General features: G+C 61.2%; 21 protein-coding genes. 14 read left to right on the plus strand and 7 right to left on the minus strand.

Going from position 1 to position 25,085, the window contains the following annotated elements:
* Nucleotides 1-118 precede the first annotated feature (118 nt).
* The 6 genes from QWZ03_RS19115 (at nucleotide 119) to msrA (ending at nucleotide 7,176) form a co-directional block, all read left to right on the plus strand.
* Nucleotides 119-1,438 (plus strand): MFS transporter, encoded by a 1,320-nt coding sequence (locus tag QWZ03_RS19115; protein ID WP_290334218.1) that lies wholly within the window; start codon nucleotides 119-121, stop codon nucleotides 1,436-1,438.
* A 68-nt stretch (nucleotides 1,439-1,506) separates the two neighbouring features.
* Nucleotides 1,507-2,790, plus strand: a complete 1,284-nt coding sequence (locus QWZ03_RS19120) for an MFS transporter (RefSeq protein ID WP_290334219.1) — start codon at nucleotides 1,507-1,509, stop codon at nucleotides 2,788-2,790.
* A 67-nt stretch (nucleotides 2,791-2,857) separates the two neighbouring features.
* Nucleotides 2,858-3,709 (plus strand): DMT family transporter, encoded by an 852-nt coding sequence (locus QWZ03_RS19125; RefSeq protein ID WP_290334220.1) that lies wholly within the window; start codon nucleotides 2,858-2,860, stop codon nucleotides 3,707-3,709.
* 82 nt (nucleotides 3,710-3,791) lie between these two features.
* Nucleotides 3,792-5,252: a TldD/PmbA family protein gene (locus tag QWZ03_RS19130; RefSeq protein ID WP_290334221.1), complete on the plus strand. Its 1,461-nt coding sequence runs from the start codon at nucleotides 3,792-3,794 to the stop codon at nucleotides 5,250-5,252.
* Nucleotides 5,252-6,571, plus strand: a complete 1,320-nt coding sequence (locus tag QWZ03_RS19135) for a TldD/PmbA family protein (protein ID WP_290334222.1) — start codon at nucleotides 5,252-5,254, stop codon at nucleotides 6,569-6,571. Before QWZ03_RS19130 ends, QWZ03_RS19135 begins: the two co-directional genes overlap by 1 nt.
* Nucleotides 6,572-6,642: 71 nt before the next feature.
* The gene (msrA, locus tag QWZ03_RS19140; protein WP_290334223.1) at nucleotides 6,643-7,176 is read left to right on the plus strand and encodes a peptide-methionine (S)-S-oxide reductase MsrA; all 534 of its coding nucleotides are present in this window, start codon (nucleotides 6,643-6,645) and stop codon (nucleotides 7,174-7,176) included.
* Between the two features lie 143 nt (nucleotides 7,177-7,319).
* Here msrA and QWZ03_RS19145 read toward each other — a convergent pair whose 3' ends face one another.
* Entirely contained in the window at nucleotides 7,320-7,811 is a 492-nt protein-coding gene (locus QWZ03_RS19145; RefSeq protein WP_284195873.1) for a hypothetical protein, read from the minus strand.
* Between the two features lie 211 nt (nucleotides 7,812-8,022).
* On the minus strand, nucleotides 8,023-10,917 hold the full coding sequence (locus QWZ03_RS19150) for a DUF2135 domain-containing protein (protein WP_290334225.1): 2,895 nt from the start codon (nucleotides 10,915-10,917) through the stop codon (nucleotides 8,023-8,025).
* Between the two features lie 322 nt (nucleotides 10,918-11,239).
* Here QWZ03_RS19150 and QWZ03_RS19155 point away from each other — a divergent pair, with 322 nt between their 5' ends.
* The 3 genes from QWZ03_RS19155 (at nucleotide 11,240) to QWZ03_RS19165 (ending at nucleotide 14,679) form a co-directional block, all read left to right on the plus strand.
* Complete coding sequence (locus QWZ03_RS19155) at nucleotides 11,240-12,208, plus strand: flagellar filament capping protein FliD (protein ID WP_290334227.1); 969 nt, start codon at nucleotides 11,240-11,242, stop codon at nucleotides 12,206-12,208.
* 136 nt (nucleotides 12,209-12,344) lie between these two features.
* The gene (locus tag QWZ03_RS19160; protein ID WP_290334228.1) at nucleotides 12,345-14,000 is read left to right on the plus strand and encodes an AAA family ATPase; all 1,656 of its coding nucleotides are present in this window, start codon (nucleotides 12,345-12,347) and stop codon (nucleotides 13,998-14,000) included.
* Between the two features lies 1 nt (nucleotide 14,001).
* The gene (locus tag QWZ03_RS19165) at nucleotides 14,002-14,679 is read left to right on the plus strand and encodes a general secretion pathway protein GspB (RefSeq protein ID WP_290334229.1); all 678 of its coding nucleotides are present in this window, start codon (nucleotides 14,002-14,004) and stop codon (nucleotides 14,677-14,679) included.
* A gap of 198 nt (nucleotides 14,680-14,877) precedes the next feature.
* On the opposite strand, the gene QWZ03_RS19170 is transcribed toward QWZ03_RS19165, so the two are convergent.
* From QWZ03_RS19170 to pap, 5 genes are all read right to left on the minus strand, one after another.
* Nucleotides 14,878-16,203 (minus strand): cytochrome-c peroxidase, encoded by a 1,326-nt coding sequence (locus tag QWZ03_RS19170; protein ID WP_290334230.1) that lies wholly within the window; start codon nucleotides 16,201-16,203, stop codon nucleotides 14,878-14,880.
* A gap of 269 nt (nucleotides 16,204-16,472) precedes the next feature.
* A complete protein-coding gene (locus QWZ03_RS19175; RefSeq protein ID WP_290334231.1) occupies nucleotides 16,473-17,141 on the minus strand; it encodes a response regulator in 669 nt (222 codons plus the stop codon).
* A complete protein-coding gene (locus QWZ03_RS19180) occupies nucleotides 17,138-18,550 on the minus strand; it encodes an ATP-binding protein (protein WP_290334232.1) in 1,413 nt (470 codons plus the stop codon). The genes QWZ03_RS19175 and QWZ03_RS19180 overlap by 4 nt, the downstream gene beginning before the upstream one ends.
* A gap of 125 nt (nucleotides 18,551-18,675) precedes the next feature.
* Nucleotides 18,676-18,969, minus strand: coding sequence for a hypothetical protein (locus QWZ03_RS19185; RefSeq protein WP_290334233.1), 294 nt, complete (start codon nucleotides 18,967-18,969; stop codon nucleotides 18,676-18,678).
* A gap of 97 nt (nucleotides 18,970-19,066) precedes the next feature.
* Entirely contained in the window at nucleotides 19,067-20,548 is a 1,482-nt protein-coding gene (gene pap / locus QWZ03_RS19190; protein ID WP_290334234.1) for a polyphosphate:AMP phosphotransferase, read from the minus strand.
* Between the two features lie 276 nt (nucleotides 20,549-20,824).
* Here pap and QWZ03_RS19195 point away from each other — a divergent pair, with 276 nt between their 5' ends.
* From QWZ03_RS19195 to QWZ03_RS19215, 5 genes are all read left to right on the plus strand, one after another.
* Nucleotides 20,825-21,559 carry a substrate-binding periplasmic protein gene (locus QWZ03_RS19195; protein ID WP_290334235.1) on the plus strand — a complete coding sequence of 245 codons (735 nt, stop codon included), beginning with the start codon at nucleotides 20,825-20,827 and terminating at the stop codon, nucleotides 21,557-21,559.
* Between the two features lie 405 nt (nucleotides 21,560-21,964).
* The gene (gene rimO, locus QWZ03_RS19200; RefSeq protein WP_290334236.1) at nucleotides 21,965-23,281 is read left to right on the plus strand and encodes a 30S ribosomal protein S12 methylthiotransferase RimO; all 1,317 of its coding nucleotides are present in this window, start codon (nucleotides 21,965-21,967) and stop codon (nucleotides 23,279-23,281) included.
* 46 nt (nucleotides 23,282-23,327) lie between these two features.
* The gene (locus QWZ03_RS19205) at nucleotides 23,328-24,266 is read left to right on the plus strand and encodes a hydrogen peroxide-inducible genes activator (RefSeq protein WP_290334238.1); all 939 of its coding nucleotides are present in this window, start codon (nucleotides 23,328-23,330) and stop codon (nucleotides 24,264-24,266) included.
* A gap of 131 nt (nucleotides 24,267-24,397) precedes the next feature.
* A complete protein-coding gene (locus QWZ03_RS19210; RefSeq protein WP_290334239.1) occupies nucleotides 24,398-24,874 on the plus strand; it encodes a rubrerythrin family protein in 477 nt (158 codons plus the stop codon).
* Between the two features lie 41 nt (nucleotides 24,875-24,915).
* On the plus strand, nucleotides 24,916-25,083 hold the full coding sequence (locus QWZ03_RS19215; RefSeq protein ID WP_284195887.1) for a rubredoxin: 168 nt from the start codon (nucleotides 24,916-24,918) through the stop codon (nucleotides 25,081-25,083).
* Nucleotides 25,084-25,085 lie beyond the last annotated feature (2 nt).

Consider the following 25,085-nt stretch of genomic DNA (forward strand, 5'->3'; position numbering starts at 1 on the left):
GCCAGTTCATGCTGGGCAGGTAGCTGTCGAGGATGTGAAGGGAGGGCGATTCGGTGTACAGTCGCCGACCCACATTTCGCATTGCCTGCCAGGGCGATGCCGCCTGGATTAAACCCCTATGCTGGATGGATTGCGGCAGCGCCTGGATGCGGTAGGCCTGCCATTTCGAGCATTGCTGCTCAGCGATGCACTGATGCTACTGGCCATGATGGTGGCCCGCGTGGCGGTGCCCTGGTGGATAGTCCACGAGGGTGGCGCCGGCCATCTGGCTTTGTATGCGGTGGTGCAGGCGGTTGTCGCCTTTGTGTCCATGCCTTTGCTGTCGCCCTTGGGCGACCGCTACAGCAAGCGCCTGCTGATTACCCTGGGTTTGTTGATCTTCGCGGCCGAAGGCGCGGTCCTGGCTACCCTGGCTACGCTGGGCATCTACCATCTCTGGCTGGTTATTGCGCTGGAAGCACTGCCGGTGATCGCCATGTCGCTGATACTGCCGGCATCGCTCAGTATCGCGGCCGACTTGGTGCCGGCCGAACGCTTTGCCGACGCCTTGGCATTGCAGAAAAGTGCCCAGGCCTTTGGCCGTTTGATCGGGCCGGTGCTAGGGGGCACCGCGCTGGCGGTGTCTGGCACGGCTGCTGCATTGTGGCTGCACTGGGTGATGGTGCTGGCTGCTGCCATGCTGGCCTGGCGTATTCCCAGCATTGCCAGACACCCTGGCGAAGGGGGCGCCAAGCGCTGGTGGCGGGACTTGCGGGCTGGCCTGCGCGCTACCTGGAGCATACCCATAGAGCGTGGGCGTATTGCGATTTCCTTTCTGGTCATGGTCTGCTTTACGCCTGCAGTGGGCATGCTGGTGCCCCTCAAGGTCCAGTCACTGGGCTTGTCGGGAGCCTGGCTGGGGGCCTGTGAGGCGGCTTTGTCGCTAGGTATGCTGGCAGGGGCGCTGGGTATTGCTGCCCGGCTGGCCGATTACCTGGGGCGCTATCGCGCTGCCATAGGCGGCATCATGCTGGAGGGGCTGGCACTGGCTTTGGCCGGATTTACCAGCAACCCCTACCTGCTGGTGATCTGCTATGCCGTAACCGGTGTCGGCCTGGCCATGGTCATGCTGGTGGGCCAGACGCATCGCATGCTGGCCATACCCGAGGATTTCCGTGCCCGCATCGTGGCCGTCAGCATGATGGTCATGCAGATCGCCGGTACCCTGGGGCCCGGTCTGGCCGGCATTGCGCTGACATCCATACCGGTGCGCGAGGTCTATGTGGTGTTCGGCCTGGCTGAATTTGTCTTCGCCTTTGGTTATTTCCTGGTGCCGCGTTACCGCGAGTTCCTGGCGCTGGGCCATGAAGAGGTACGTGGCTGGTATGGGCGGCAGTTTCCCGGTGCTTTTCGGCGGGCCGAATCCGACGACGGATCACCCATGAGTGGCAAGCCCTAACACCCGAGTCTGCGCTTGTGCAAGCCCTGGGCCAGAGTGCGATGCTGGCGGGTATCAGGAGGTTGGGTATGCTGGCGGCAAACAGACAACGCATGGCGGCATTGGGGAAACCGTTCCGGCTACTGCTGGTGAGCGAGGTATTGACGGTGCTCTCCATGCTAGTGGGCCATATCGCCGTGATGTGGTGGGTGGCAGAGCAAGGCGGCGCCAAGGACCTAGCCATCTATGGGGTGATGATGTCGGTCACCATCTTTGTTGCCATGCCGCTGCTGTCGCCGTTGAGCGATCGTCATCCCAAGCGCACCCTGTTGGGAAGCGGATTGATCGTGCTGACGGTCGAGACCCTGCTGCTGTCGCTTCTGGCGCAGTTCTGGCCCTATCAGCTCTGGGTTCTGATACCGCTGGAGATGGTTGCCGTGGTGGCCATCGCGGTCATGCAGCCCGCTGCGATGACCATCACCGCCGAGCTGGTAGGCAGTGAGCAGCTCGCAGATGCCCTCAGTCTGCAGAAGAGCGCCCAATCCCTGGGTCGCATGCTGGGGCCGGCACTATCAGGCCTGGTGCTGGCTTGGTCTGGTGTACAGGCGGCATTGTGGCTGCATGTGGTGATGTTTGCCGTGGCTACCTGGGCGGCTTTCCGCATTCCAACCGGCAGCTACCAGGCAACAATACGGCAGCGCCATTGGGGGCGGGAGCTGCTTGCCGGCCTGCGGGCCAAGTGGGTGATACCGGTAGAACGCTATTGGACTGGGATGGCTTTCCTGACCATGCTGTTCTTTGGCCCGGCCATAGGCATATTGATTCCGCTGCGGGTGCAGTCGTTGTCGCTTTCGCCGGCCTGGTTGGGCGCCTGCGAGGCGGCGCTTTCTGCAGGCATGCTGCTGGGGGCCCTAGTGGCGGCACGTTGGGCTACCCAACGCTTTGGCCGCTATCGGGCCGCCGTGGGCGCGTTGATGGGGGAGGGCATGGCCCTGGGCCTGGTGGGTGTGCTGGATGTGCGCATAGCCTTGCCACTCTGCTTCTTTGCGACTGGCCTGTGCTTGTCGGTGGTGCAATTGGTGGGTCAGACCCACCGCCTGTTGGCCGTGCCCGAAGATTTTCGCGGGCGCTTCAGTTCCAGCAACCTGATGGTCATGCATCTGGCCGGCACCCTGGGCCCGGCTATGTCGGGTTTGCTGCTGCTGCAGCATGGGGTGGCGGAAATCTATCTGGTATTCGGTGCCGGCCTGCTGCTGCTGGCAGCCTGCTATCCCTTGCTGCCGGGCTATCGCGCCTTTCTGTCGCTGGATCATGATACGGCGCGCAACTGGTATGGCCGCCAATACCCACAGGCCTTCGAGGCCGGCAAATAGCCATGCGCGCTGCCTGGCCGAAGCCATTGCAGGATAGTGCAAGACCGCCAGCGCCAAGTCGGCAATCATGATGAGCATGCCTACCCTGTCTACCTCCACACTCTGCGCGCTTGCGGCCATCCTGCTCTGGGGTTCGCTTGCCTTGATCTCCGTTCGCCTCTCGAGCGTCCCGCCTTTTCTGCTGGTGGGAGTGGCGCTGTGCATAGGGGGCTTGTGCGGCCTGCCGCGCTGGCGCGACTGGCGCATACCCGGCAAGACCTTGTTGCTGGGCTGCTATGGCCTGTTCGGTTACCACTTCTGCCTGTTTCTGGCGCTACGCCATGCCCCAGCACTGGAGGCCAATCTCATCAACTATCTGTGGCCCTTGCTGATCGTACTGCTCTCGCCGCTGATATTGCCCAATATGCGGCTGACTGGTCGGCATGTGCTGGGTGGGCTGCTGGGTTTGTCGGGCTGTGTGCTGATCGTGCTTGGCAAAGGCGTGGTATCGCTTGGCAGCCAGCACCTACTTGGCTATGTGCTGGCTGCCATTGCAGCGGTCATGTGGGCAACCTACTCCTTGCTGACACAGCGCGTACCGCCATTTCCTACCGGGGCGGTGGGGGGCTTTTGCATGGCATCGGGCTTGCTGTCATTGCTGGCGCATGCGGCACTGGAGCCGGCTTACCGGATAGGGGCGACAGAATGGGCCTGGCTGGGTCTGCTGGGCCTGGGCCCCATGGGAGCGGCATTCTTTCTGTGGGATGCCGCACTGAAGCGGGGCGATGCCCGCGCAATCGGTACACTGGCCTATTTGACGCCACTCTTGTCCACCGGTCTGCTGGCGGCATTCGGCGGCGGCCAATTTGGCTGGCAGGCCGCTGTGGCCCTGTGTCTGATACTCGCCGGTGCCTGGCTGGGGAATCGCACTGCGGCATGACTTGGGCGCCCGGTGCCCGGTATGATCTGTCCATTGTTCAACCGTGGGCACCGCTGGTGTCCCGCCTACCGGAACCCTCCTTATGTTCGACACCATGGAACAGCGCTTCCGGGCGCTGAAAACGCGCGCTGATTTTTGCGCCCTGCGCTATGTGGAGGAAGACGGCGAAACGCTGGCCGTGCGCCAGGGCGTGGCTGAGCCACTGCGCCGCAGGCTGGATCGGGGCGCCATGATCACCGTGCTGCACAAGGGTGGTTACGGCTATGCCGCGACGGCCGATTGTTCCAGTGCCGGCTTGCAGGCTGCATTGGACAGGGCAACTGCCTGGGCGGAGGCCACGGCAGGCCATGCCGTGTACGACTACAGCCAGATACGCCTGCCCAAGCCCGAAGGGCGTTACCTGGGGCCGGGTGCCGAACAGGCACTGGACTGGAATCGCAAGGCTTTGCTGGATCTGCTGCTGGATGAATCTGCCGCTGCCAAGGCTGGCGATGAGCGTATTGTGGATTGGTCTGCCGAACTCTCCAGGCTGGCCGTACGGCAGCGCTATGTGACCATGGGGGGTGGTGCGGTGGAGCAGGCCTTCCAGATGCTGATACCTGGCCTCTCGGTCACTGCCTTTGCCGATGGTGAGTCGCAGACCCGTAGCCTGGGTGGTCAGTATGGCGGTATCTGCCGCCAGGGCGGCATGGAGATCGTGTCCGAGGCTGGCCTGCTGGGCGCTGGGCGCCGGGTGGCGGATGAGGCGCTGGAACTGCTGGCAGCACCTAACTGCCCCAGCGGCACCATGGATCTGCTGCTGATGCCCGAGCAGATGATGCTGCAGATACACGAGAGCATAGGCCATCCGCTGGAACTGGATCGCATACTGGGTGACGAGCGGAATTACGCCGGCACCAGCTTTGTGACCCTCGATATGTTCGGTCACTACCAGTACGGCTCCCCCTTGCTCAACGTCACCTACGACCCACGCCAGCGCAATGAGTTTGCCGCCTATGGCTGGGACGACGATGGTGCGGTGGCTGACAAGGTCTGGCTGATCGCCGATGGTGTGTTGCAGAAACCGCTGGGGGGCGAGATATCGCAAGCACGCGCCCGCGCTGCTGGTTTTGATATCGGCGGTGTGGCCAATAGCCGCGCCTGCAACTGGAACCGTCCGCCCATAGACCGCATGGCCAATCTCAATATCGAGCCGGGCGACAAGCGCATGGATGAACTGGTGGCGGGCATAGAGCGTGGCGTGCTGATGAACACCAATGTGAGCTGGTCCATCGACGACTCGCGCAACAAGTTCCAGTTCAGCTGCGAGTACGGCAGGCTGATAGAGAACGGTGAACTCAAGGGCGTGGTGAAGAACCCAGGCTATCGCGGGATATCGGCCACCTTCTGGCGATCGCTCAAGGCTGTCGGCAATGCCGCGACCCTTGATGTGATGGGCACGCCTAGTTGCGGCAAGGGCGAACCCAACCAGGCCGTGCGTGTGGGCCATGCCTCGCCCGCCTGTGTCTTTGCCGATGTGGATGTATTTGGAGGAGAAGCCTGATGCGGGCGCATTTTTCCCGGTTGGCAGAGCATCTGCGCAGCCAGTTGCAGGCCGGTGAGGCCTTTACCTTGTGGCTGTCGGCTGAACGTACCGATTTTGTTCGCTTCAACCACGGCAAGGTAAGGCAGGCCGGCCAGGTCGCGCAATCCTACCTCGATATCAAGCTGGTACAGGGCGAGAAGCACGTCAGCCAGAATCTGTCGCTGGCTGGCAATGACGATGATCTGCCCCTGATCGACCGCATTCTGATAGAACTACGCGCAGCCCTGCAGGATGTGGCAGACGACCCTTATATGCTGCTCAACGCGGTGCCACAGAGTAGTGAACGGCTGGATGCCACGGCACTGCCGCCTAGCGAAACCATGGTGGCGGATATACTGGCCGCTGCGGCGGGCGTGGATCTGGTCGGCATATTGGCCGCAGGCCCGGTGCAATATGGCTTTGCCAATAGCCAGGGCCAGCTCAATTGGCAGGAGACCGTCAGCTGGAACTTCGACTGGAGCCTGTACGCCCATGGCGACAAGGCGGTAAAGCGGGGCTCGGCCGGCAAGGTGTGGTCCAGTGAGCAGCTGCGGACTGAAATTGCCGAGGCGCGTGAGCAGCTGGCGCTGCTGAAGCGCCCGGTCAAGACTTTGGCCCCAGGCAGCTACCGCGCCTACTTTACCCCAGCCGCGTTGGCTGAGCTGATGTCCATGCTGAACTGGGGTGGGTATTCCGAGAAGCAGCTACGCGCCAAGCGCAGCCCCTTGCTCAAGCTGGCCGATGGCGAACTCAGCTTCTCGCCCATGCTGACGGTAACCGAAGATACCTTGCAGGGATTGGCGCCAGCATTCCAGGCCGAAGGCTTTATCAAGCCCGACAGCGTGCCGTTGATCAGCGCAGGCAAGTACGCCGGCAGCCTGGTCAGCCCGCGCACCGCCAAGGAATACGGTATCGCCGGCAACGGTGCAGGCGCGTGGGAGAGCAGTGAATCGCTGGACGTGGCGGCCGGCAGCCTGCCCCATCGGGACGTGCTGAAGGCGCTGGGGACGGGGCTGTATGTCTCCAACCTGTGGTACCTGAACTTCTCGGATCGCATGGCCGGCCGTGTCACAGGCATGACACGTTTTGCCACTTTCTGGGTGGAGAATGGCGAAATCGTGGCGCCGCTCAATGTCATGCGCTTTGATGATTCGATTTACCGCCTGCTGGGCAGCGAACTGGAAGCATTGACGTTAGAGCGTGAGCTGCTGGCCGACCCAGGCAGCTATGGTGCGCGTTCCAGCGCCAGTGCCCGTTTGCCTGGTGCCTTGGTACGGGCGGTAAATCTGGTGCTGTAAGGCTCTGGTACTGTAAGGCCGATCAACACAGTACGACCAACTTGCGTCAACCCATTGTCCGGGAGCACAGCATGACACAGCAAATCGCCACACTGGCCGGAGGGTGCTTCTGGTGCCTGGACGGGGTATACAGCCGCTTGCGCGGGGTGTTGCGCGTGGTGTCGGGCTATATGGGTGGGCATACCGACAATCCCAGCTACAAGCAGATCTGCAATGGCGGCACCGGCCACGCCGAAGTCGTGCAAGTGCATTACGATCCATCGCTTATTAGCTATGCCGACCTGCTTGAGGTCTTCTTTGTCATCCACGATCCGACAACCTTGAACCGGCAGGGCAATGACGTGGGAACGCAGTATCGGTCGGCGATTTTTTACCATGATGCCGAGCAGGAGCAGCAAGCCAGGGCGGCCATTGCAGCCTTGGCACGCGATGGCGATCTGGCCGGGCCTATCGTTACAGAGCTGGTTCCTGTCACCACCCTGTGGCCGGCCGAGGCCTACCATCAAGGGTATTTTGACGCCAACCCCTATCAGCCCTACTGCATGGCGGTGGTGGCACCTAAGGTGCGCAAGGCGATGGAAAAATTCAAACCACTTACGAAATGAGTAGGGTAAGGTGAATTTTCGGTGTGCCATGGCATCACTGTATTTCGACCACGACAGGGGCGCAGATTGGCGGGTGCTGGCTAGCCCGCAGGCCGTGAACTGCCGCTGTAGCTGAAACAAAGGGCGCTTCGGGCGCCCTTTGTTTATTGCTGGATGGGCGGTGGGGCGATCATTGGCCGGGTAGAGAGTGCAGAGTACATGCGGCCTAGGGCATAGGGGCGGGCCATGGCGTGGTTGCCGCTGAGTACTCGCAGCAGCAGGCCTTCCTTGGCATCTTGGGCGACGACCACGGGCTGGCTGATGGTGCGGGTGTCCTTGGCCCAGACGACCGGGCCGGTGGTAAGGAGTACGCCATCGATATACAGGCCGAAACAGCGGTTTATCATTTCCTTGTCGGCCTTGCTGGCCTTGAAGCGCTTGGGGTCGATGACCATTTGCAGCGTTTCGGTTGACCAGGTCAGTACATCAGATTCGCCCAGCACCAGCTTGGGTGGCTTCTGGCCCATTAGCAGCGGATCTTGCTGGCAATTGAGGGCTTCCTTGGGCAGTGGGCTGCCGAAGCGCAGTTGCAGGCGATCGGCCTGGGCCTGGCTAGCCAGGACGAGCAGCAAGCAGAGTGGGGCAAGGTGTTTCATGTGGATGGGCTTGTCTGTATTGGTTGTGTTGTCTTGGGCATTACGCTCGAACAGGCTGCTTCAGCAGCCTTGTGCGATCACAATGCGGTGTTGCATCTATCGGCTAGCACTTGGCGGCCACGTACTGGCTACGCTGACAGCGACCTTATGAGACCAAGTGCCGCTGAATCCGGCTAGTTGCGACTCTACCCGGATTCAGCTTGATTGTGGCCTATTTGCCGGGTTTTGCGGTGACTTCGAATTCGCCCACAAACACGGTTTCGCTTTCTCCCTTGAGCCTTAGGGTAATCATCTGCTCTTTGGCGGTAGCCTTGCCAAAGCCCGTGGTGAGCTTGAGCTGCAGGGTGGTTTCGCCGCTCACTACCTGTTGCCGCTGGCCATAGAAATTGGCTTCAATCTTGTACTTGCCCGGCTTCGCTTGCTTAAGCGAGAACTCCTCTGGCCCATAGCCGCCGGTAAAGTCGCGTGACATGCGCCCGCCCTGGTAGGTCAATCGGTGGGCGTAATAGCATTTCTCGCCATTGGGGTCGGTGACCCACAGATCCATATCGCTGTTGTCCGCATCCCAGGTCAGCACGGCACGGATGTCGAGAGGCAGGTTGCGTAGCAGCCGGCCATCTATCTGGCGGGTGTCGAGCTTGGTGGGCGCATGGGCCGCGATGGCGTTGAGTTCGGCCAGGGCGATCAGTTCCACCTCGGCAAAACGATCGTCCCAGGGACGGGTAATCACTTCATAGAGGGTATCGATGGCGTCCTGGTGGCGCTGCTGTGCGGCGTAGGCCAGCCCCAGGTCGCGGAAAGACTGCGGTTCCTCCTCGGCCATCTGGCGTACGCGCTCGAACACCGGTACGGCGAGCTCCGGCGAGCCGGCTTGCAGCAGGCGGTAGCCCAGTATGCGCAGCACTTGCCGGTTCTCCAGGTCCATTTCAGCGAGGTTGGAGAGTATGCGCAGCGCCAAGTCGCGCTGGCCTTTGTCCAGAAAGATATCGGCGGCATCCAGGTAGAAGGCGCTGCTATTGAGATAGCTGGGCTTTTCGTCCAGGTAGATCTGGTAACGCTGCTCGCTGGTGGCGGCGCGTAACCGGCGGGCATAGGGGGCATTGGCCTGCCAGGGTTTGAGCGCAATGCTGATATCGGCCGGCGGCGCGCCGTTGTCATCGGCTACAGCGCTCACGGCTTTGCTGCGAACTGCACTGGCGGGTGCGGGGGCGGGCATAGGGGCTGCGGCTGCCATGGGCGGCGCACCGGCCATCTCGGCGGCCATGCCGGCCGTGCCTATTTCTGCTTCTGCCTGGCGCTTTGCTGGCTTTGGCCGTGGTGGGTTGCCTTTGGGCCAGGTTTGTTCCCACCAACTGATTTTCTCCTGGAATTCCCGCACTACGTCTTCCAACTGCTTGGTGCGGGCTTGCACGCGCATGCGCACTAGGCCTGCCCGGATTTTCTCGAAGCGGGGCAGGTAGTCGGCCGGCGGCGTGATGTCGTAGCGGGCATAGTCGTCCACGTTATCCAGCACCAGCAAGGAGGTTTCGCCGGTGACCAGGCTGAAGCGCTTACCCAGGCGGGTGATTTCGCTCTGATTCAGTTGTGGCTCGGCACCCAATTGGGCAATGCGGTAACGCGCCCACAGGCTGGCAGCGTGGGGGTGCTCGGGGGCATCGGTACGCAGGGCGATGCGTTGCTCGCTTGCCTGGCCGTTGAGCAGGAGCTTGATGCGCAAGGTGTCATTGGCGCTGCGCAGGCGGCCGGCGATGCGCAGCAGGCCATCCTCGGCATAGGGCGAGGCGGCCACCAATTGCTCGGCGCTGTCGGCGGCCAGGCCGACGATGCGGGCTTCGTCATTCAGCAGTTTTTTTGCGGCCAGCGGCACGTCCTGCGCGCTGCCAAGCTGGATGGCACGGCCGCCATACAGGCTGGCCAGGGCGCCAAGGCGGGTGCTGTCGCCGCCGTTGCTGCTGTCTATGGCATAGAGCCGCTGGTGGCTGGCCAGCTTGGGAAAGCTGCCGCTGCCATAGTTGGCCAGACCGTCGGAGAACAGCAGGTATTCGGCGGTGCCGGGGTGGGGCTGCCAGCCGTCCAGGGCGGTTGCACCGTCATATTGGGTGGCCTGCAGCGCGCTGCGCAAGGCCTCCCAGTTACCGTTGACGATGCGGAAATGCTGCGCAGCTTCGGCCCGGTCACGCAGGCGCACCAGGCGCACCTCGCCATTGCCCATGGCGGAAAAGTAGCGGTCCAGCAGGGCAAGTTCAGCCGCATGCTGCCGGCGGGTGCCAGAGCTGGAGCTATCCCACAGTAGGCCTATCTGCCGGGGTAGTGTGCGCGGTGTGGCGGTATCGGCAACAGGCAGTTCGGCCACAAAGAAGTGTTCGCCATCGAAGGGCTGGCGGTAGACGGTAGGCGCTGCAGCTGTCGGCCATTGCAGCTGCAACTGACCACGCGGGGTAAAGTTGTCACGGCTGAGTACGGCGCTATAGCCCTGCGCACTGGGCTTGAACTGTAATTGGGTCAGCGCGCCTTGCAGCTTGGGAGCATGGCTGCTGGGCAGATCGACGGCAAGGCGGAAATCGGCTACCGCGTTGAAATGGTCCAGCGGCAGGCGGTAGCTGTATTGCTGACCGTCGCGGGGGATGGATTCGCTGACGCGTATCTGCACCCGCCGCTCGCCTTGGGCGGGGATGGGGTAGATGCGCAGGCGGAAGAAGTGCCCGGCGGTGGATTCCAGCAGGGCAGGATCGACCTGGCGGCGCTCTATGGACTCGAAGACCTCGCGCCCTTTGGCTTTTTCTACCGGTACGGCTGGCCTCATGGCGCCGTCTATGTCCAGTGCGAAGCCGGCAACTTGCTGGTGCGGTAGCAACGGGAACTGCAGATTGCCCTCCAACTGCCTGCCATTGGGGTTGTGAAAGGTCATGTCCAGGGTGGTCTCGGCTTGGCTGCCGGCCACGCGGACGCGGACGTCGAGTTGCTGTAGCTGTATGGGCACCTCATTACCACGGGTGCCGCTGATGATGGGCTGCGGTATGGGCAGATTGATCACCGGCGGCGAGGCGGCCAGCAGCAGGGGGGTGGCCAGACTGGCCAGGCAAGCGCGCCAGAGTGCGTGTGACATGTTGCTTCCTTAGGGTGAGCGGCATTGCTGGGTTAAACGGTGCTGCTGCGGTAAATGGGTTAACTGGTGGTGACGAAAAGTGGGGGGTATTTTCTTGCTTTGAAAGCAAGCCAGTATTGGGAGGTAGGCAGTGGCGCCAAACACGGGCGGCATACGGCTTGCTCAAGTTATGGCACAAATGGTCGATGGTAGACCTTGCAGCTATCTGAGGAAGGTAGACGCGCCACACTGTTGGGCTGGTGATGATTGGGTTAACTTACTGTTTTGGCTCGATTATTGCTTAGGTTTTTGCGGGGGCGTGCAAGTTGACGCAGGAGGCAATATGGCGATCAAAGGTATAGAAGCGGGCGGTTTCAACTACGCCCAGTTGAACAAGGCTGTGGCCGATAGCAAGACGGCGGATACGGCCCATGAGGATTTTGCGGTCAAGCTGGCCAGCTTCAAGGCACAGGCCATGGGGGCGCTGCTGGGGTCGGTTGGCGGCAATGGTGAGCAGGGTGGGGGGCTGGATGGCGTATTCGGCACCCAGAGTAGCAACAGCACAGGCCTGGATGCCATTCTGTCGCCCAGCCACCTTACGGCGAAATCACAGGTAGGTGGCCTGAACCCGGCTGGGTACAACATGGCCCTGTTTGACCCGCAGGCTGGCTACAACATGATGAGCCTGATCAACAACCGCGAAGTGAGCTACAAGGCACAGTATGAGGGGCTAAGCCGTCTGCAGCCTGCCGTAACACGGATGCAGCAGCTGGGCACCAGCCTGGGTGGAATGACAGCCGAGATGGCGCCAGCTGACGTCAAGGCCCAAGTGCAGGGCTTTGTGGCACAGTACAACAGCTGGATCAAGGACTTTGAGGTAGACATGCAGCCCGGTGGTGCCCTGGCCGACAGCAGTGCGGCCAAGGTGACGCGGCATGAGCTGGAGCAGAACCTGACCAGCCCTTTCAATGGCGCGGTTCACGGTGTGCAGGGCATGCGCGCGCTAGGGGTGACCATAGACCCGGTCACGCATATGGCTAGCCTGGATGCTGCCACGCTGGATGCTGTGCTGGCTGAAAAGCCGCTAGGCGTGGTGGCGACGGTGCGTGAGTTTGCTGGCAACTTTGCCAAATCGGCCGAACTGCTCAACCAAGCGGATAACTTTATCCCACGACAGTTGGACAACCTGGGTCGGGCCCTGGCCTATATCGGTGCCAACAAGAGTGCCTGGCAAGCCGAGTTTGGTATGGGCGATGCTGCTCAACCGCTGACCAAGCAGGTGGCCCAGGCCTTGGCGGCGTATAAGGCATAGTGCAGCGGGCCCGGCTGCCGTGGCTGTTTTGCCAGCTACGGCAGTTATTGCCGCCTGTTTGCCACGGGTGGGTCGGCCGTGCTTGCATAAGACAGCGGCGCGGCGCTGATTCGGCGATAATGCGGGCCTTCTGTTGATGGCCCTGTCCCGCATGTACCTGCGTCACTTTGCCCTGAACGAGGCGCCGTTTTCCATCGCGCCGGATCCCCGTTACCTGTATATGAGCCAGCGCCACCAGGAAGCCTTGGCGCATCTGCTCTATGGCTTGAGCGGCGATGGCGGCTTTGTGGTGCTTAGCGGCGAGGTGGGGGCGGGCAAGACCACGGTATGCCGCTGCCTGCTGGAGCAGATACCGGCCAGCTGTGATCTGGCCTATGTATTCAACCCCAAGCTCACTGCAGAAGAGCTGCTGGCTACGCTCTGCAGCGAGTTTGGCATTGTGCCGCCTGCGCCGGACCACAGCATCAAGGCCCTGGTCGATGCGCTCAACAGTTTTTTGCTGGCAGGTCACGCACAGGGTCGCCATGCGGTAGTGATCATCGACGAGGCGCAGAATCTCTCGGCCGAGGTGCTGGAACAGATGCGCCTGTTGACCAATCTGGAGACCAACGAGCGCAAGCTGTTGCAGATCATCCTGGTAGGACAGCCTGAGCTTGACGAAATGCTGGCGCGGCCCTCATTGCGCCAGTTGGCCCAACGTGTGGTGGCCCGGTACCACCTGGCGGCGCTAAGCCGGGCCGAGGTTGCCGCCTATGTACGGCATCGTTTGCAGGTGGCGGGCTGCAATCGACCGTTGTTTGCGGATTCCCTGATGGCCACGCTCTATCGCCTGAGCGGTGGCGTGCCACGGCTGGTCAACCTGCTGTGCGACCGCGCACTGCTGGGTGCTTACACCGAGGGTAAGCAGACGGTGAGTCGACGCATTCTGGTACGCGCTGCCAGCGAGGTATTGCCGCTGGCCCACAAGCGTGCCGGCCCGCGTTGGTGGCCTTGGGCGGGCGTGGCAACGCTAGGCCTGGCAGGCTTGGGACTGAAACTGTTGTTTACTGCGCAGCAAGCTGCCTTGCCCGCAGGGCCCGTGCCGGCACCTGTACCTGTGGCCGCACCTGCGGCAGCGCCGGTCAGCAAGAAGGCACCGTTGGTTGTTGCCACGCCACCCGTGGCAAAGCCCAGTCCCCCACCTGCCAGGGTACTGCCCGATTTGAGCTGGCCAGACGAGGCGGCGCGCCCGCAGGCGCTAGACACAGCCTTTGCCGGCCTCTACCAAGCCTGGGGGCTGGATTACGACCCGACCGAGCGCTGCCCCAAGGTGGCTGCATTGCGCTGCCGCAATGCGCGGGGCGGGCTGGAGGAGTTGCGCCAGTTTGATAGACCCGCTGTACTGTATCTGGTGGACGCGACCGAGCGGGAGGTGCCGGCCTTGCTGCAGAGCCTTGATGCACAATCGGTCGGTCTGCTGATAGCAGGACAGCCGCAGCGCATCAGTCCTGCCGAGCTGGCGCGGTATTGGTCTGGCCGATATACCTTGCTGTGGCGTGCGCCAGATGCGCCACCGGGAGCCGTACGGTTGGGCGATGGTGGCACGCTGGTAGCCTGGCTGGCCAGGCAACTGGATGCCCTGGAGCATCGCTCGGGCACACCCCCTGTGTTTGACGAAGCCCTGCGCGCACGAGTAAAGCAGTTTCAGCTGGCGCAAGGCCTGGCACCGGATGGCCAGGTAGGTGCGCAGACGCTGGTCAGGCTCAGCCTGGTGGGCGATGTGGCGGCGCCCAGCCTGAGTGGGAGGAACTGAGATGTCTTATATATTGGACGCACTGCAAAAAGCAGAGCGCGAGCGCAAGATGGGGGCGGTGCCAACGCTCCATACCACCCTGGCAGCACCCATGCCGGAGGTGCGTCCCACCCAATGGTTCTATCTGATTTTGGCGCTGATACTGGTGGCCTGCGGCGTCTTGATAGGCTGGCTGCAACCCTGGCGCAAGGCGGATGCCGCGGTACCCGCTTCTGCACCGGTAGTGCAACGCATCGAACCCGCCCAGCCGGTTGAGGCGGCTGCGCCGCTGCCCACTGCATCGGCGGCACCACCCGTAGCGGTCAATGTGCCACCAGCAGTGCCGGTAGACCCTGCGCCTACTCCCTCGCCGATAGCGCAACCAGTACCTGCTGCCGCTGTTACCACAAGGCCTGCGCCGCCTGTTGCTGCGCCAGCACCCACTGCGTCAGCCCCGCAGCCGCTTGGCGAACCACCGTTGCTGGATACCTTGCCAGCGGGGCTACGCCAGGGCATACCTGCCATGACGGTGCTGGTGCATTCGTATTCCAGCCAGCGTAAGGACAGGGTGGTGATGATCAACAACAAGCCCCTGCACGAAGGCGACTACCTGACACCAGAGGTCAGGCTGGAAGAGATCACCCCCGAGGGGATGATCTTCATCTACAAGGGGGTGAGGTTCAGGACGGGCGTGCGTTAGTGGGCGTGCGAGTGGAAATACGAAAAAGGGGCTTTTAGCCCCTTTTCTCACATCTTCTGCAGATCAGACGCTCGCTGACAGCATCTCAGCCTTCAGTGTCTTGACACATTTATCTGCTGTAACGCCAAGTTCCTTCTTCAAAGACTTGGCGTAGCGCGCCAGCTCTGAGCGCTGGTGGTGGTCAGATCGCGCCCCTGCCTAGTTCGCCGCAGCCACACACTGGGCCGGCTGCCGGTAGGCAGCAGGGTTTTGTGGGTCGTAGCCGTCAGTCAACGTACACAGGAAAGCTGTCATGTCACGAATCTCGGCTTCGTTCAACGCGGGCGGGCCGTTGCGGCGGAACGGAGGGCCTTGGGTGATATTGCCGGTCAGCGCGGTTGGCAAATCGTTGTAGCGGATATCTGCCGAGCCATCGGCCTTGGTGTACCAGCGTGCCGGCGTGAGTTCACGGCTGGTGTAGAAGCTGATGACTTGGTTGAGCGTGCTGAATATGCCGTTATGAAAGTAAGCCTGTTTCACCGCCACGTTGCGCAAGGTCGGCACCCTGAACATGCCGCAGAGCGCGCGATTGCCGGCAAGGTCGGTGCGGACGGGGCCGCATAGCCCCATATCGTAGTACAGGTGATTGGGCGCACCCAGATTGGCTCCGTTGGCGGTGATGAAACCGGGCAGGGCGGTATCGTCGCGGTTGTAAGGGATGGCCCAGTTGCGGGGTATGCCCAGGTTACGGTAGCTATGGTCGGTAAACAGGGCAGGCACGCCGCCTGTTGGGCGTGCTGTGTGGCAGCTGGCGCAGTTGCCGCGATTGGGGTCATTGAACAGGCGCTGGCCATTCGCTTCTCTTGGGCTGAAGCGGGCGCGGCCATTGGTGACGGCGTCGAACTTGCTGTTGAATAGCCTGAAACTGGGCTCCTCTTGCTCGTAGGCTGCGATGGCACGGCCCATGGCGGCTAGCGTTGCGTCCGGGTTATTGAGCGTGGCGGCACCAAATACCGTACGGAACTGCGTCAGGTAGGGACGTGTGCGCAGGCGCTGCAGTACCTCGGCCGCGCTGCGGTTGCCCATTTCAAAGGCGGTCAGGAAAGGGCCTTGGGCCTGTATCGCCAAGGTATTGGCGCGGCCGTCGTGCAGCAGCCCGCCGCGGGCTGGGCTGGGGCGGGGCTGGCCAGGGGGCGGTGGTGGGTTCAGGGTGAAAGTGGGCACGAAACGGGTATAGCTTGCCGTAGGCGTATTGCGCAGCCCCTGCAGATCAAGCGCGGCACCACCCAATTGCACAGCCAGATTGTTAGGGGCCGAGAAGCTGTTGCCCGGATGATGGCAACTGGCGCAGGACTGTCGCCCTGATGCAGAGAGGTTGGGGTCGAAGAACAGGCTGCGGCCTATGCTGGCCGTGGCGGAGAGACCCGTGGCCGGTATGGGGAGGGGCTGGGGTGGTTCTGCTGCTGCAGCAAGGCCAGCCAGCAATATGCTGGCGATCTGGCCCAGCAAACGGCCTGGCTGTGGATAGGACTTGGCTGTTGTCATGATGGTCTCCCCGCAGTCGGCGGTATGGGTGGTGGCACAGTTGATACTGTGCGGGGAGACTGTGGAGCAATCGTGGAGACGCGAAGCGGCAATGCAGTGAATGGCCGTTTTCCAGATCAACCTTGCGGGTTTGCTGCCACCCCAAAAGACGGTGGTGTGGCAAGCCACTCATGGCGCCTGTATTGCTGGGCTGCTTGTGCCTTGCCTGGCATCCGGCAAGACATTGCACGGGCGCTTGGCGATGCTAGGCTGGGTTTTGTTAGCAGCGCTTATTCGTAGCGGTAACCTACACCGTAGACGGAGTGTATGACTTCGCGCTCGCCCAGAACGGCGGCAATCTTCTTGCGCAGGTTCTTGATATGGCTATCCACGGCGCGATCAAACACTTCTGCGCCTTCGCTGTGGGCCAGCTCCAGCAATTGGGTGCGTGAATAGATGCGCCCCGGCGCCGCCAACAGCACGCCCAATAGCCGGTACTCCTGCGGTGTGAGGCTCAGCAACTGGCCCTGGCAGCGTATGCGCTGGCTGGCGATATCGTTGTCGAACAATGGCGGCAGTACCGGCGCTGTGGGCTGGCTGCGCCGCATCAGGGCTTGTACCCGGGCGACCAGTTCGCGGGGGCTGAAAGGTTTGCACAGGTAATCATCAGCACCAACTTCAAACCCCAGCAAGCGGTCGATCTCTTCCACCCGGGCGGTCACCATGATGATGGGTAAGGCGCTCGTTAACCGTATCTGCTGGCATAGGCTGATACCGTCGATGCCTGGCAGCATCAGATCCAGTACCAACAGGGCAGGCGCTTGCCGGGCGATATGGGCGAGTACCTGGTCGCCCCGTTCCAGATGATCAACTGTGTATCCGGCCTGGGCCAGATAGGCCACCATGACTTCGGCGATGCGGGGTTCGTCTTCTACCAGCAGGATGCGTGGTGGATTCATTGTGTAGTGGCTCCTGGCGCGCGGGGCAGTTGTATCTGGATGCGCAGGCCACCCAAGGGGGAGTGCTGTGCATTGATCTGGCCACCATGGCCTTCGACGATGGTGAGGCAGATGGCAAGGCCAAGGCCGGAGCCACCGTATTGGCGGCTACGCGAGGCATCGACCCGATAGAAGCGCTCGAACAAGCGTGGCAGCGCGGCATCGGGCACGCCTGGCGCGCTATCGTCCAGGATAATCTCCACCGAGGCACCCTGGGCGCTGGCGCTCAGACGTATTTCGCCGCCAGTGTCGGTGTAGCGCAGGGTGTTGCTGAGCAGATTCCCGAACAGTTGCTGGATCTTGGCCGGATCGGCCTGCACGGCCAGTTCGGCAGGGACATGCAGGCTGAGCCTGAGGCCTGCCTGCCGTAGCGGATGGGCCAGCCTGTCGGCAAGCTCCTCAAACAGGCTGGCGAGTACGATGGGCTCGGGCTTGTATTCATAGAGGCCCACATCGGCGCGTGCCAGTTGATAGAGGTCGGCCACCAGGCCGTCAAGCTCGCCCACGGCGCCTTGCAAGCGCGTCAGCCCACGTTGGTCCATGGGCATCACGCCATCATTCATGGCTTCGATATGGGCGCGCAGGATGGTGAGCGGCGTACGCAGCTCGTGCGAGGTATCGGCCATCCATTGGCGGCGCGATTGCTCGAACTGCTGTAACTGCTCGGCCATGCGGTTGAAGTCGCGGGCGAGCTGGCCCAACTCGTCAGCACGTTCCAGCGCTACCCGGGTTTGTAGCTGGCCCGCTGCCAGCTGCTTGGCAGACTGGGCCAGCGCTGCAATCGGGGCTCGGAAGTGCCGGGCCAGCCACGCGGCGGCCAGGGCAGATAGGATAAAGGCAGCCAACACGCTCCACAGCATGTTACGGGTCTGGCTGGCCAGGAACTGCCGGGTGAGGATATCGCCGCCGCCAGCAGGTGCCAGGGCCATATAGCCTATGGGCTGCTCACCGCCTTCCAGTTTGATAGGTCGGCGGGGGCGTCCCTGGGCCTCGGGCGGCCCCATCAGCAACTGCCCCTGAGCGTCGAACAGGGCCAGGCGCGGCCCGAGGCCGAGCCGATCTTCCCGGCGAGGTGGCAGGCGGCCCGGGCCTGCGTCGGCACCTCGCGGTGGTGGAGGGCGATTGAAATCGGGGCCGGGCAGCAGGTCTTGCTGGCTATGGATGAAGCGCCAGTCGCCATGGCGCTGATAGCGCTCGGTCAGCACCTGCTCCACCACGTCGAGCCGGGTTAGTTCCAGCTTGGCGACGTAGTCGTCAAACCCTTTACCCAGGCTGAGTCGAAACAGGCCGGCCAATACCAGTACTACCATCAGTACGGTCAAGGAGATGGCAATAAACAGGGTAAGGCCGATGGAGCGCATACGTGGCATGGCGGGCAGCTAAGCAGGAATCTGCAGCAGTGTAGCGAAAGGGGCGGCTGCGTGCTTTTGGCTTATACGGTCACCCCTAGCGGGCTGTCTACAGCAACCCCATGGCTGAGGCACCTGTATCCCCATCACTTGGCAGCGCCGGGTCCACCTGGCCTCTGCCGGGGTGGATGATCCGGTATGGCAGCCAACCGTGCAGCGATTATCTTGCAGGTGCCGCTGACGGTATCGCCATGTGGGGTGGTGAAGCTGACCTTGACTCCTTCCTGCTTGCCGTCGCAAGCGGCGAAGGCTTCAGTGGGCGGTACCCGGCGCTGACCTGGTGCTTGCCCCGGTGCAGCAGGGTTGGCGGCGGCCAGGCTGGTCAGGGATAGGGCAAGGGCGATCATGGGGGCAATACGCTTGAGCAATGGCTTGTGCATGGCAGACTCCTGGATGGCAGGCCGGGGTGGTGGCCGATGTCTGCAGATTGCCCCACAACTGTGGAGCAATTGCGGAGGTGCCCGTCACTGCAAATGATCAATCGAGTTTCGCCGCCATGGCTTCGCACAAGGTCCTGAGTATCTTGATGCGGGCGTGATACTTGTTATTGGCTTCCACCAGTGTCCAGGGTGCTTCGCTGGTGCTGGTGCGCTCCACCATATCGTGTACCGCTTCTCGGTAGGCGTCCCATTTCTCGCGGTTGCGCCAGTCATCCGGCGTGATCTTGAAGCGCTTGAAACCAGTCTGTTCTCGCGCCTCAAAGCGTTTGAGCTGTTCATCGGCATCGATGGCCAGCCAGAACTTGACCACCACGACCCCGGCATCGCTCAACTGTCGCTCAAAGTCATTGATCTCGCCGTAGGCCCGCATCCAGTCTGCATCGCTGGCATAGCCTTCCACCCGTTCAACCAGTACGCGGCCATACCAGGAGCGATCGAACAAGGTGAACTTGCCGTGCTTGGGCAGATGTCGCCAGAAGCGCCAGAGATAGGGCTGCGCACGCTCCTCCTCGCTGGGTGATGCGATAGGGATGACATGGTATTGGCGGGCATCCAACGCCGCAGTGATACGGCGTATGGCGCCACCCTTGCCGGCAGCATCGTTCCCTTCGAATACAGCAACCACGGCATGCGCGCGAAACCGGGGATGGCGGCTGAGCTGGTTGAGCCTGCCCTGCCATTTTTCGAGCTCGACCAGGTAATCGGCCTTGCTCATAGGTTGATCCAGTGCCAGTTTATCGAGCACCCTCACGCCATCCAGCGGCGCCAGCAAAGGCGGTGCATTGGATCGGGGATTATCCGGCAAAGTCTGCTCCAGGCGGCTGCGCAAGGCCTGTAGCAGCAATTTGCCTACGGTGAGGCTGCGGTAGCGCTCATCCTCGCCGTCTACCACCACCCAGGGCGCGTGGCCGGTGCTGGTGCGCAGCAATACCTGCTCGGAGACATCCCGCAATTCGTCGTATTGCTTGAAGTGCTCCCAGTCTTCTTCGCGTACACGCCATTGCGTCAGTGGGTCGGCCTCAAGGGCCTTGAGGCGGGATTTTTGCTGCTTCTTGCCCAGATGGAACCAAAACTTCAGCAGCAGGGCGCCTTCGTGGCACAGCATGTCTTCAAAGCGGACGATGTCGTCCACAGCGCCGCGTAGATCGGACTTATCGAGCTTGCCCGCCACCCGATTCAGGATAGGCAAGGTATACCAGGAGCCAAACAGTATGCCGATACGACCACGGGCGGGCAGGGCACGCCAGAAGCGCCACATGGCTGGCTGGGCGTACTCTTCCAGGCCAGTATCGCCAAAGGCATGGGTATCGATCAGCCTGGGGTCCATCCACTCATTGAGCAGGTTAACCGTCTCACCCTTGCCTGCGCCGTCTACCCCATTGATGAGGATGATGACGGGGAAACTGCCCCGTTCGCGCAACTCGTACTGCGCGTCCAGCAGGGCCTCCCGCAGGGCGGGTAGCTGCGCCTTGTAACTCTCCTTGTCGACCTTGTGACCGAGTTCTGCGGCTTCGAACATGGTGATGCTTTCGCTGGGCTATGGGTGCAATTCTAAAGGTAGTGCAGAACGGATTTTATAAAGTCTGAACGTCATGTTTCGTTGCTATGCTGGTTTAAGGCTACCAACGAACACCGCCTGAGTATGCGAGCCAGCTGTGCGACAGACAGCGTATGCAGCGAGGCAGGCTTGCATGTCAACACTAGGTGGCCTTGGTGAGTAGTGCCATACAAGGATTGCGGCATGATCGTGATCCACCACGGAAGGAGCCTAGTGCAATGCAACGAGGCTGGTATCGTGTACAGGTTGATCGCAGCGATTCTGTGGTTGTTACTACCCGTGGCTCAGGCCGCAGAGGTCCGGCTGACCTCGCTGTTCTGGCCGCCCTACTCGGGTGAGAAGCTGGCGGGGCAGGGCATTTCGGTCGAGGTTGCCCGTGCCGCATTCCAAGCGGCGGACAGTAAACTGAAGGTGGATTTCTATCCATGGGCACGGGCAGTCGCTATGGGGATGGGGACGCCGGGTTATGCAGGCTACTTCCCTGAATACGATACGCCGGAAGTGCGCAGCCGCTGCCATCTTAGCGCCCCCATAGGCAATTCACCGCTAGGCCTGGCGTACCGCACAGGCAGCCCCTTTGATTGGCAGCAGCCAACTGATCTCAGGCGCTATGTCATAGGCGTGGTGCAGGACTATGTGAACACCACCAGCTTTGATGCCGATGTGGCGGCAGGCCAGCAGCGTGTGGATAAATCAGTAGACGACACCCGCGTGCTGGTAAAGCTGGCCGCAGGCCGATTTGATGCAGGGGTCATGGACAAACATGTCTACGACTATCTGTTACGGACAGACAAGGCTTTGGCCGGCAAGCGCACGCAGTTGCTGTTTCACCCCAGGCTGCTGGAGGACAAGCAGCTCTATATCTGCTTTCGTCCCACCGCCGAGGGCAGGGCCTTGGCGCAGCGCTTTAACGCGGCCTTGGCAGGAGTGGATGTAATGGCAATCTATGCCCGCCATCTGGCGGTGCAGTAGGGCTTGGGCTGCCACTCAAGCCGCTTCAGTGATGTCCTTTTTCTTGCGGCAAGATGTGGCTGGAGAGAAATTTCCATTTGCCTATCAAATACATGTGGCGCCTTGTGGGTGGCTTTTCCTTGGTTGGCTGGGCGGCACTCCAGTAGTTCCCTATCATGCCTTGTTCTGCCTGCAGCCCTGGGGTTTGACGGCTGACGCCCCTAGCCTGGGCGCTTGGCGCTACCGATTATTCGATTGGGGTAAGGCGGCATTCTTTCGTTTGCGCGGGGTGGGTGGCGGGCAGTGTCAGGCAGGTTTTGTGCCTGTTGTTAGCGACAAGAACTAGCGTACTGATTTAAAATGGCTTTTATTCAAGCGGGCGTGTCGCGTGGCACGCCCGTTATGCTTTTGTACTGAGGAATTGCTATGCACGCCCCAAAAGTCGGTTTCGTTTCACTCGGTTGCCCTAAGGCGTTGGTCGACTCTGAGCAGATTTTGACCCAGCTTCGTGCCGAGGGTTACACCATTTCGCCCAGCTATCAGGATGCTGATTTGGTAGTGGTCAATACCTGTGGCTTTATTGATAGTGCGGTGGCCGAGTCGCTGGATGCCATCGGCGAGGCACTGAACGAGAACGGCAAGGTCATCGTGACCGGCTGCCTGGGCGCCAAGGATGGCGGCAATCAGATACGTGATGTGCATCCCTCTGTGCTGGCGGTAACAGGCCCGCATGCGACCCAAGAAGTGATGGCAGCGGTGCACGAGCATCTGCCCAAGCCACATGACCCATTTATCGACCTGGTGCCGCCGCAAGGGGTGAAGCTCACCCCCAAGCATTATGCCTATCTGAAGATATCGGAAGGCTGTAACCACCGATGTTCTTTCTGCATCATCCCGTCCATGCGTGGCGATCTGGATTCGCGGCCCATTCATGAGGTATTGAAAGAGGCGGAGAATCTGGTGAAGGCGGGGGTGAAGGAGCTGCTGGTGATTTCACAGGACACCTCGGCCTATGGGGTGGATGTGAAGTACAAGACCGGCTTCCATAACGGCCGCCCGGTCAAGACACGCATGACCGAGCTGGTGCGTGAGTTGGGTGATATGGGTGCCTGGGTGCGCCTGCACTATGTCTACCCTTATCCGCATGTGGATGAAGTAATCGAGTTGATGGCGGCCGGCAAGGTGCTGCCATATCTGGATATCCCGTTCCAGCATGCCAGCCCCACCGTGCTCAAGGCCATGAAACGGCCAGCCAATGCCGAGAATGTGCTGAAGCGCCTGGCTCGTTGGCGCGAGGTTTGCCCTGATATCGCCATCCGTTCGACCTTTATCACGGGCTTCCCTGGCGAGACTGAGGCGGATTTCCAGATGCTGCTGGATTTCCTCGATGAAGCCCAGCTGGATCGGGTGGGCTGCTTTACCTATTCGTCGGTTGATGGGGCAACGGCCAATGATTTGCCCAATCATGTCGACCCCGAGGTGGCGGAAGAGCGCAAGGCACGCTTTATGGAAAAGCAGGCCGCTATCAGTGCCGCCAAGCTACAGGCCAAGATAGGCCGCAAGCTCACCGTCCTGGTGGACGAGATAGATGAGCAGGGTGTGGTGGCCCGCAGTTACGCTGATGCCCCGGAAATCGATGGTCTGGTCTACATTGAAGAGACAGAGGGTGTCCGCGTTGGTGACTTCCTGGAAGTGGAAGTGACTGATGCCGACGAATATGACTTGTGGGCGCAGCGAGTGTAAGATTTCACTAATGTTGCACCTACGTACCAACTCTTGACCGGCACCCATGACGCTCACCGAACTGAAGTACATTGTCGCTGTCGCCCGTGAACGCCATTTTGGCCGGGCTGCGGGTGCCTGCTTTGTCAGCCAGCCCACACTCAGTGTGGCGGTCAAGAAGCTGGAGGATGAACTCGGGGTGACCTTGTTTGAGCGCTCGGCCGGTGATGTCTCGGTGACACCCATAGGCGAGCGCATTGTGTCGGAAGCGCAGCGGGTGCTGGAGCAGGTGCAGACCATCAAGCAGTTGGCAGAGCAGGGCAAGGATCCCTTGTCTGGCCCCTTGCGCCTGGGTGCCATCTACACCATCAGCCCCTATCTGCTGCCATTCCTGATCCCCCGCTTGCGCCTGGCTGCACCGCAGATGCAGTTGCTGCTGGAAGAGAACTACACCGCACGCCTGGCCGAGATGCTCAAGCAGGGCGATATCGATGTGGCCATTCTGTCTGAGCCTTTCCGTGAAAGCGGTATCGCCACGCAAGCAGTGTATGACGAGCCCTTTGTGGTGGCCACTCCCAAGGGCCACCCATGGGAAAAGCTCAAGTCGGTGGATTCAGCCCAGCTGGAAGAAGAGAACGTCTTGCTGCTTTCGCCCGGCAACTGCTTCCGCGATCAGGTGTTGCAGACCTGCCCCGAGCTGAATCGAGAGGCCGTGCATGCGGGTAGCAGCCTGCAGCGTACCTTGCAGGGATCGTCGCTGACGACCATACGCCATATGGTGGCGGGTGGTATCGGGGTGACGGTACTGCCGGTTACTTCCATTACAGCGGCCGATGAGCAGTTGCTGACCATCCGCCCGTTCAAGGGTCATCCGCCCATACGCAGGGTGGTGCTGGCCTGGCGGCGCAATTTCCCCCGGCGTGAGGCCATAGAGGCGGTACGCCAAGCCATACTGGGTAGTGCCATGTCGGGCGTCACCATGCTGCCCGACTCACCCATCGAGTAATCCCCAATTACCATTTTGTTGGTAATAGCAAAAAGCTATTGATTGCTTTTTGATATTCAATTTCTATTATTGATAGCTTATCTCTATCATGTGCTCATCCGATCGCAACCGAGCATGTAAGGAGAAGTGACATGGCTGCCAATACCCCGTCTGCCACCATAAAGAATCTCGAGTCAGCCTTTGCTGGCGAGTCGATGGCGCACATCAAGTACCGCTATTTTGCCAAGCTGGCCCGCGAGGCTGGTGACCTGGAAACCGCCAAGGCTTTCGAGGAAACCGCCGAACAGGAGGTGATGCACGCCTTCGGCCACCTGGACCTGTTGTTTCCAAAAGACACCATGACGCCTGCCAAGGCTTTGCAGTACGCCATTGATGGCGAGACGTACGAATACACCGAGATGTATCCGACTTTCCGCCACGAGGCCTTGAAAGAAGGCAATGACGCGGCCGTACGCGAAATCGACGAGCAGATCGCCGAGTCGAAAGAGCATGCCGAGCGCTTTAAGCAGACCCTGGAAAAAGCCGCCAAGCGATTTGCCGCACTCGCCAAGGTTGAAGAGCGACACGCCAACCATTACCGTGCGGTTCTCGCGAGTCTGTCCGCCTGATTGGGCGGATCGCGGATAAAGCTAAAAATAGGAGCATCGTCATGCGTCAATTTCAATGTATTGTTTGTGGTTTCATCTACGACGAATCAGTAGGCTTGCCTGAAGATGGCATTGCCGCTGGTACCGCGTGGGATGCGATTCCGGAAGACTGGTCCTGCCCTGACTGCGGCGTGGCCAAGGCTGATTTCGAGATGGTGCAGATCGCTTGATT

The organism is Chitinimonas viridis, assembly GCF_030409555.1.
Taxonomy (GTDB): Bacteria; Pseudomonadota; Gammaproteobacteria; order Burkholderiales; family Chitinimonadaceae; genus Chitinimonas; species Chitinimonas viridis.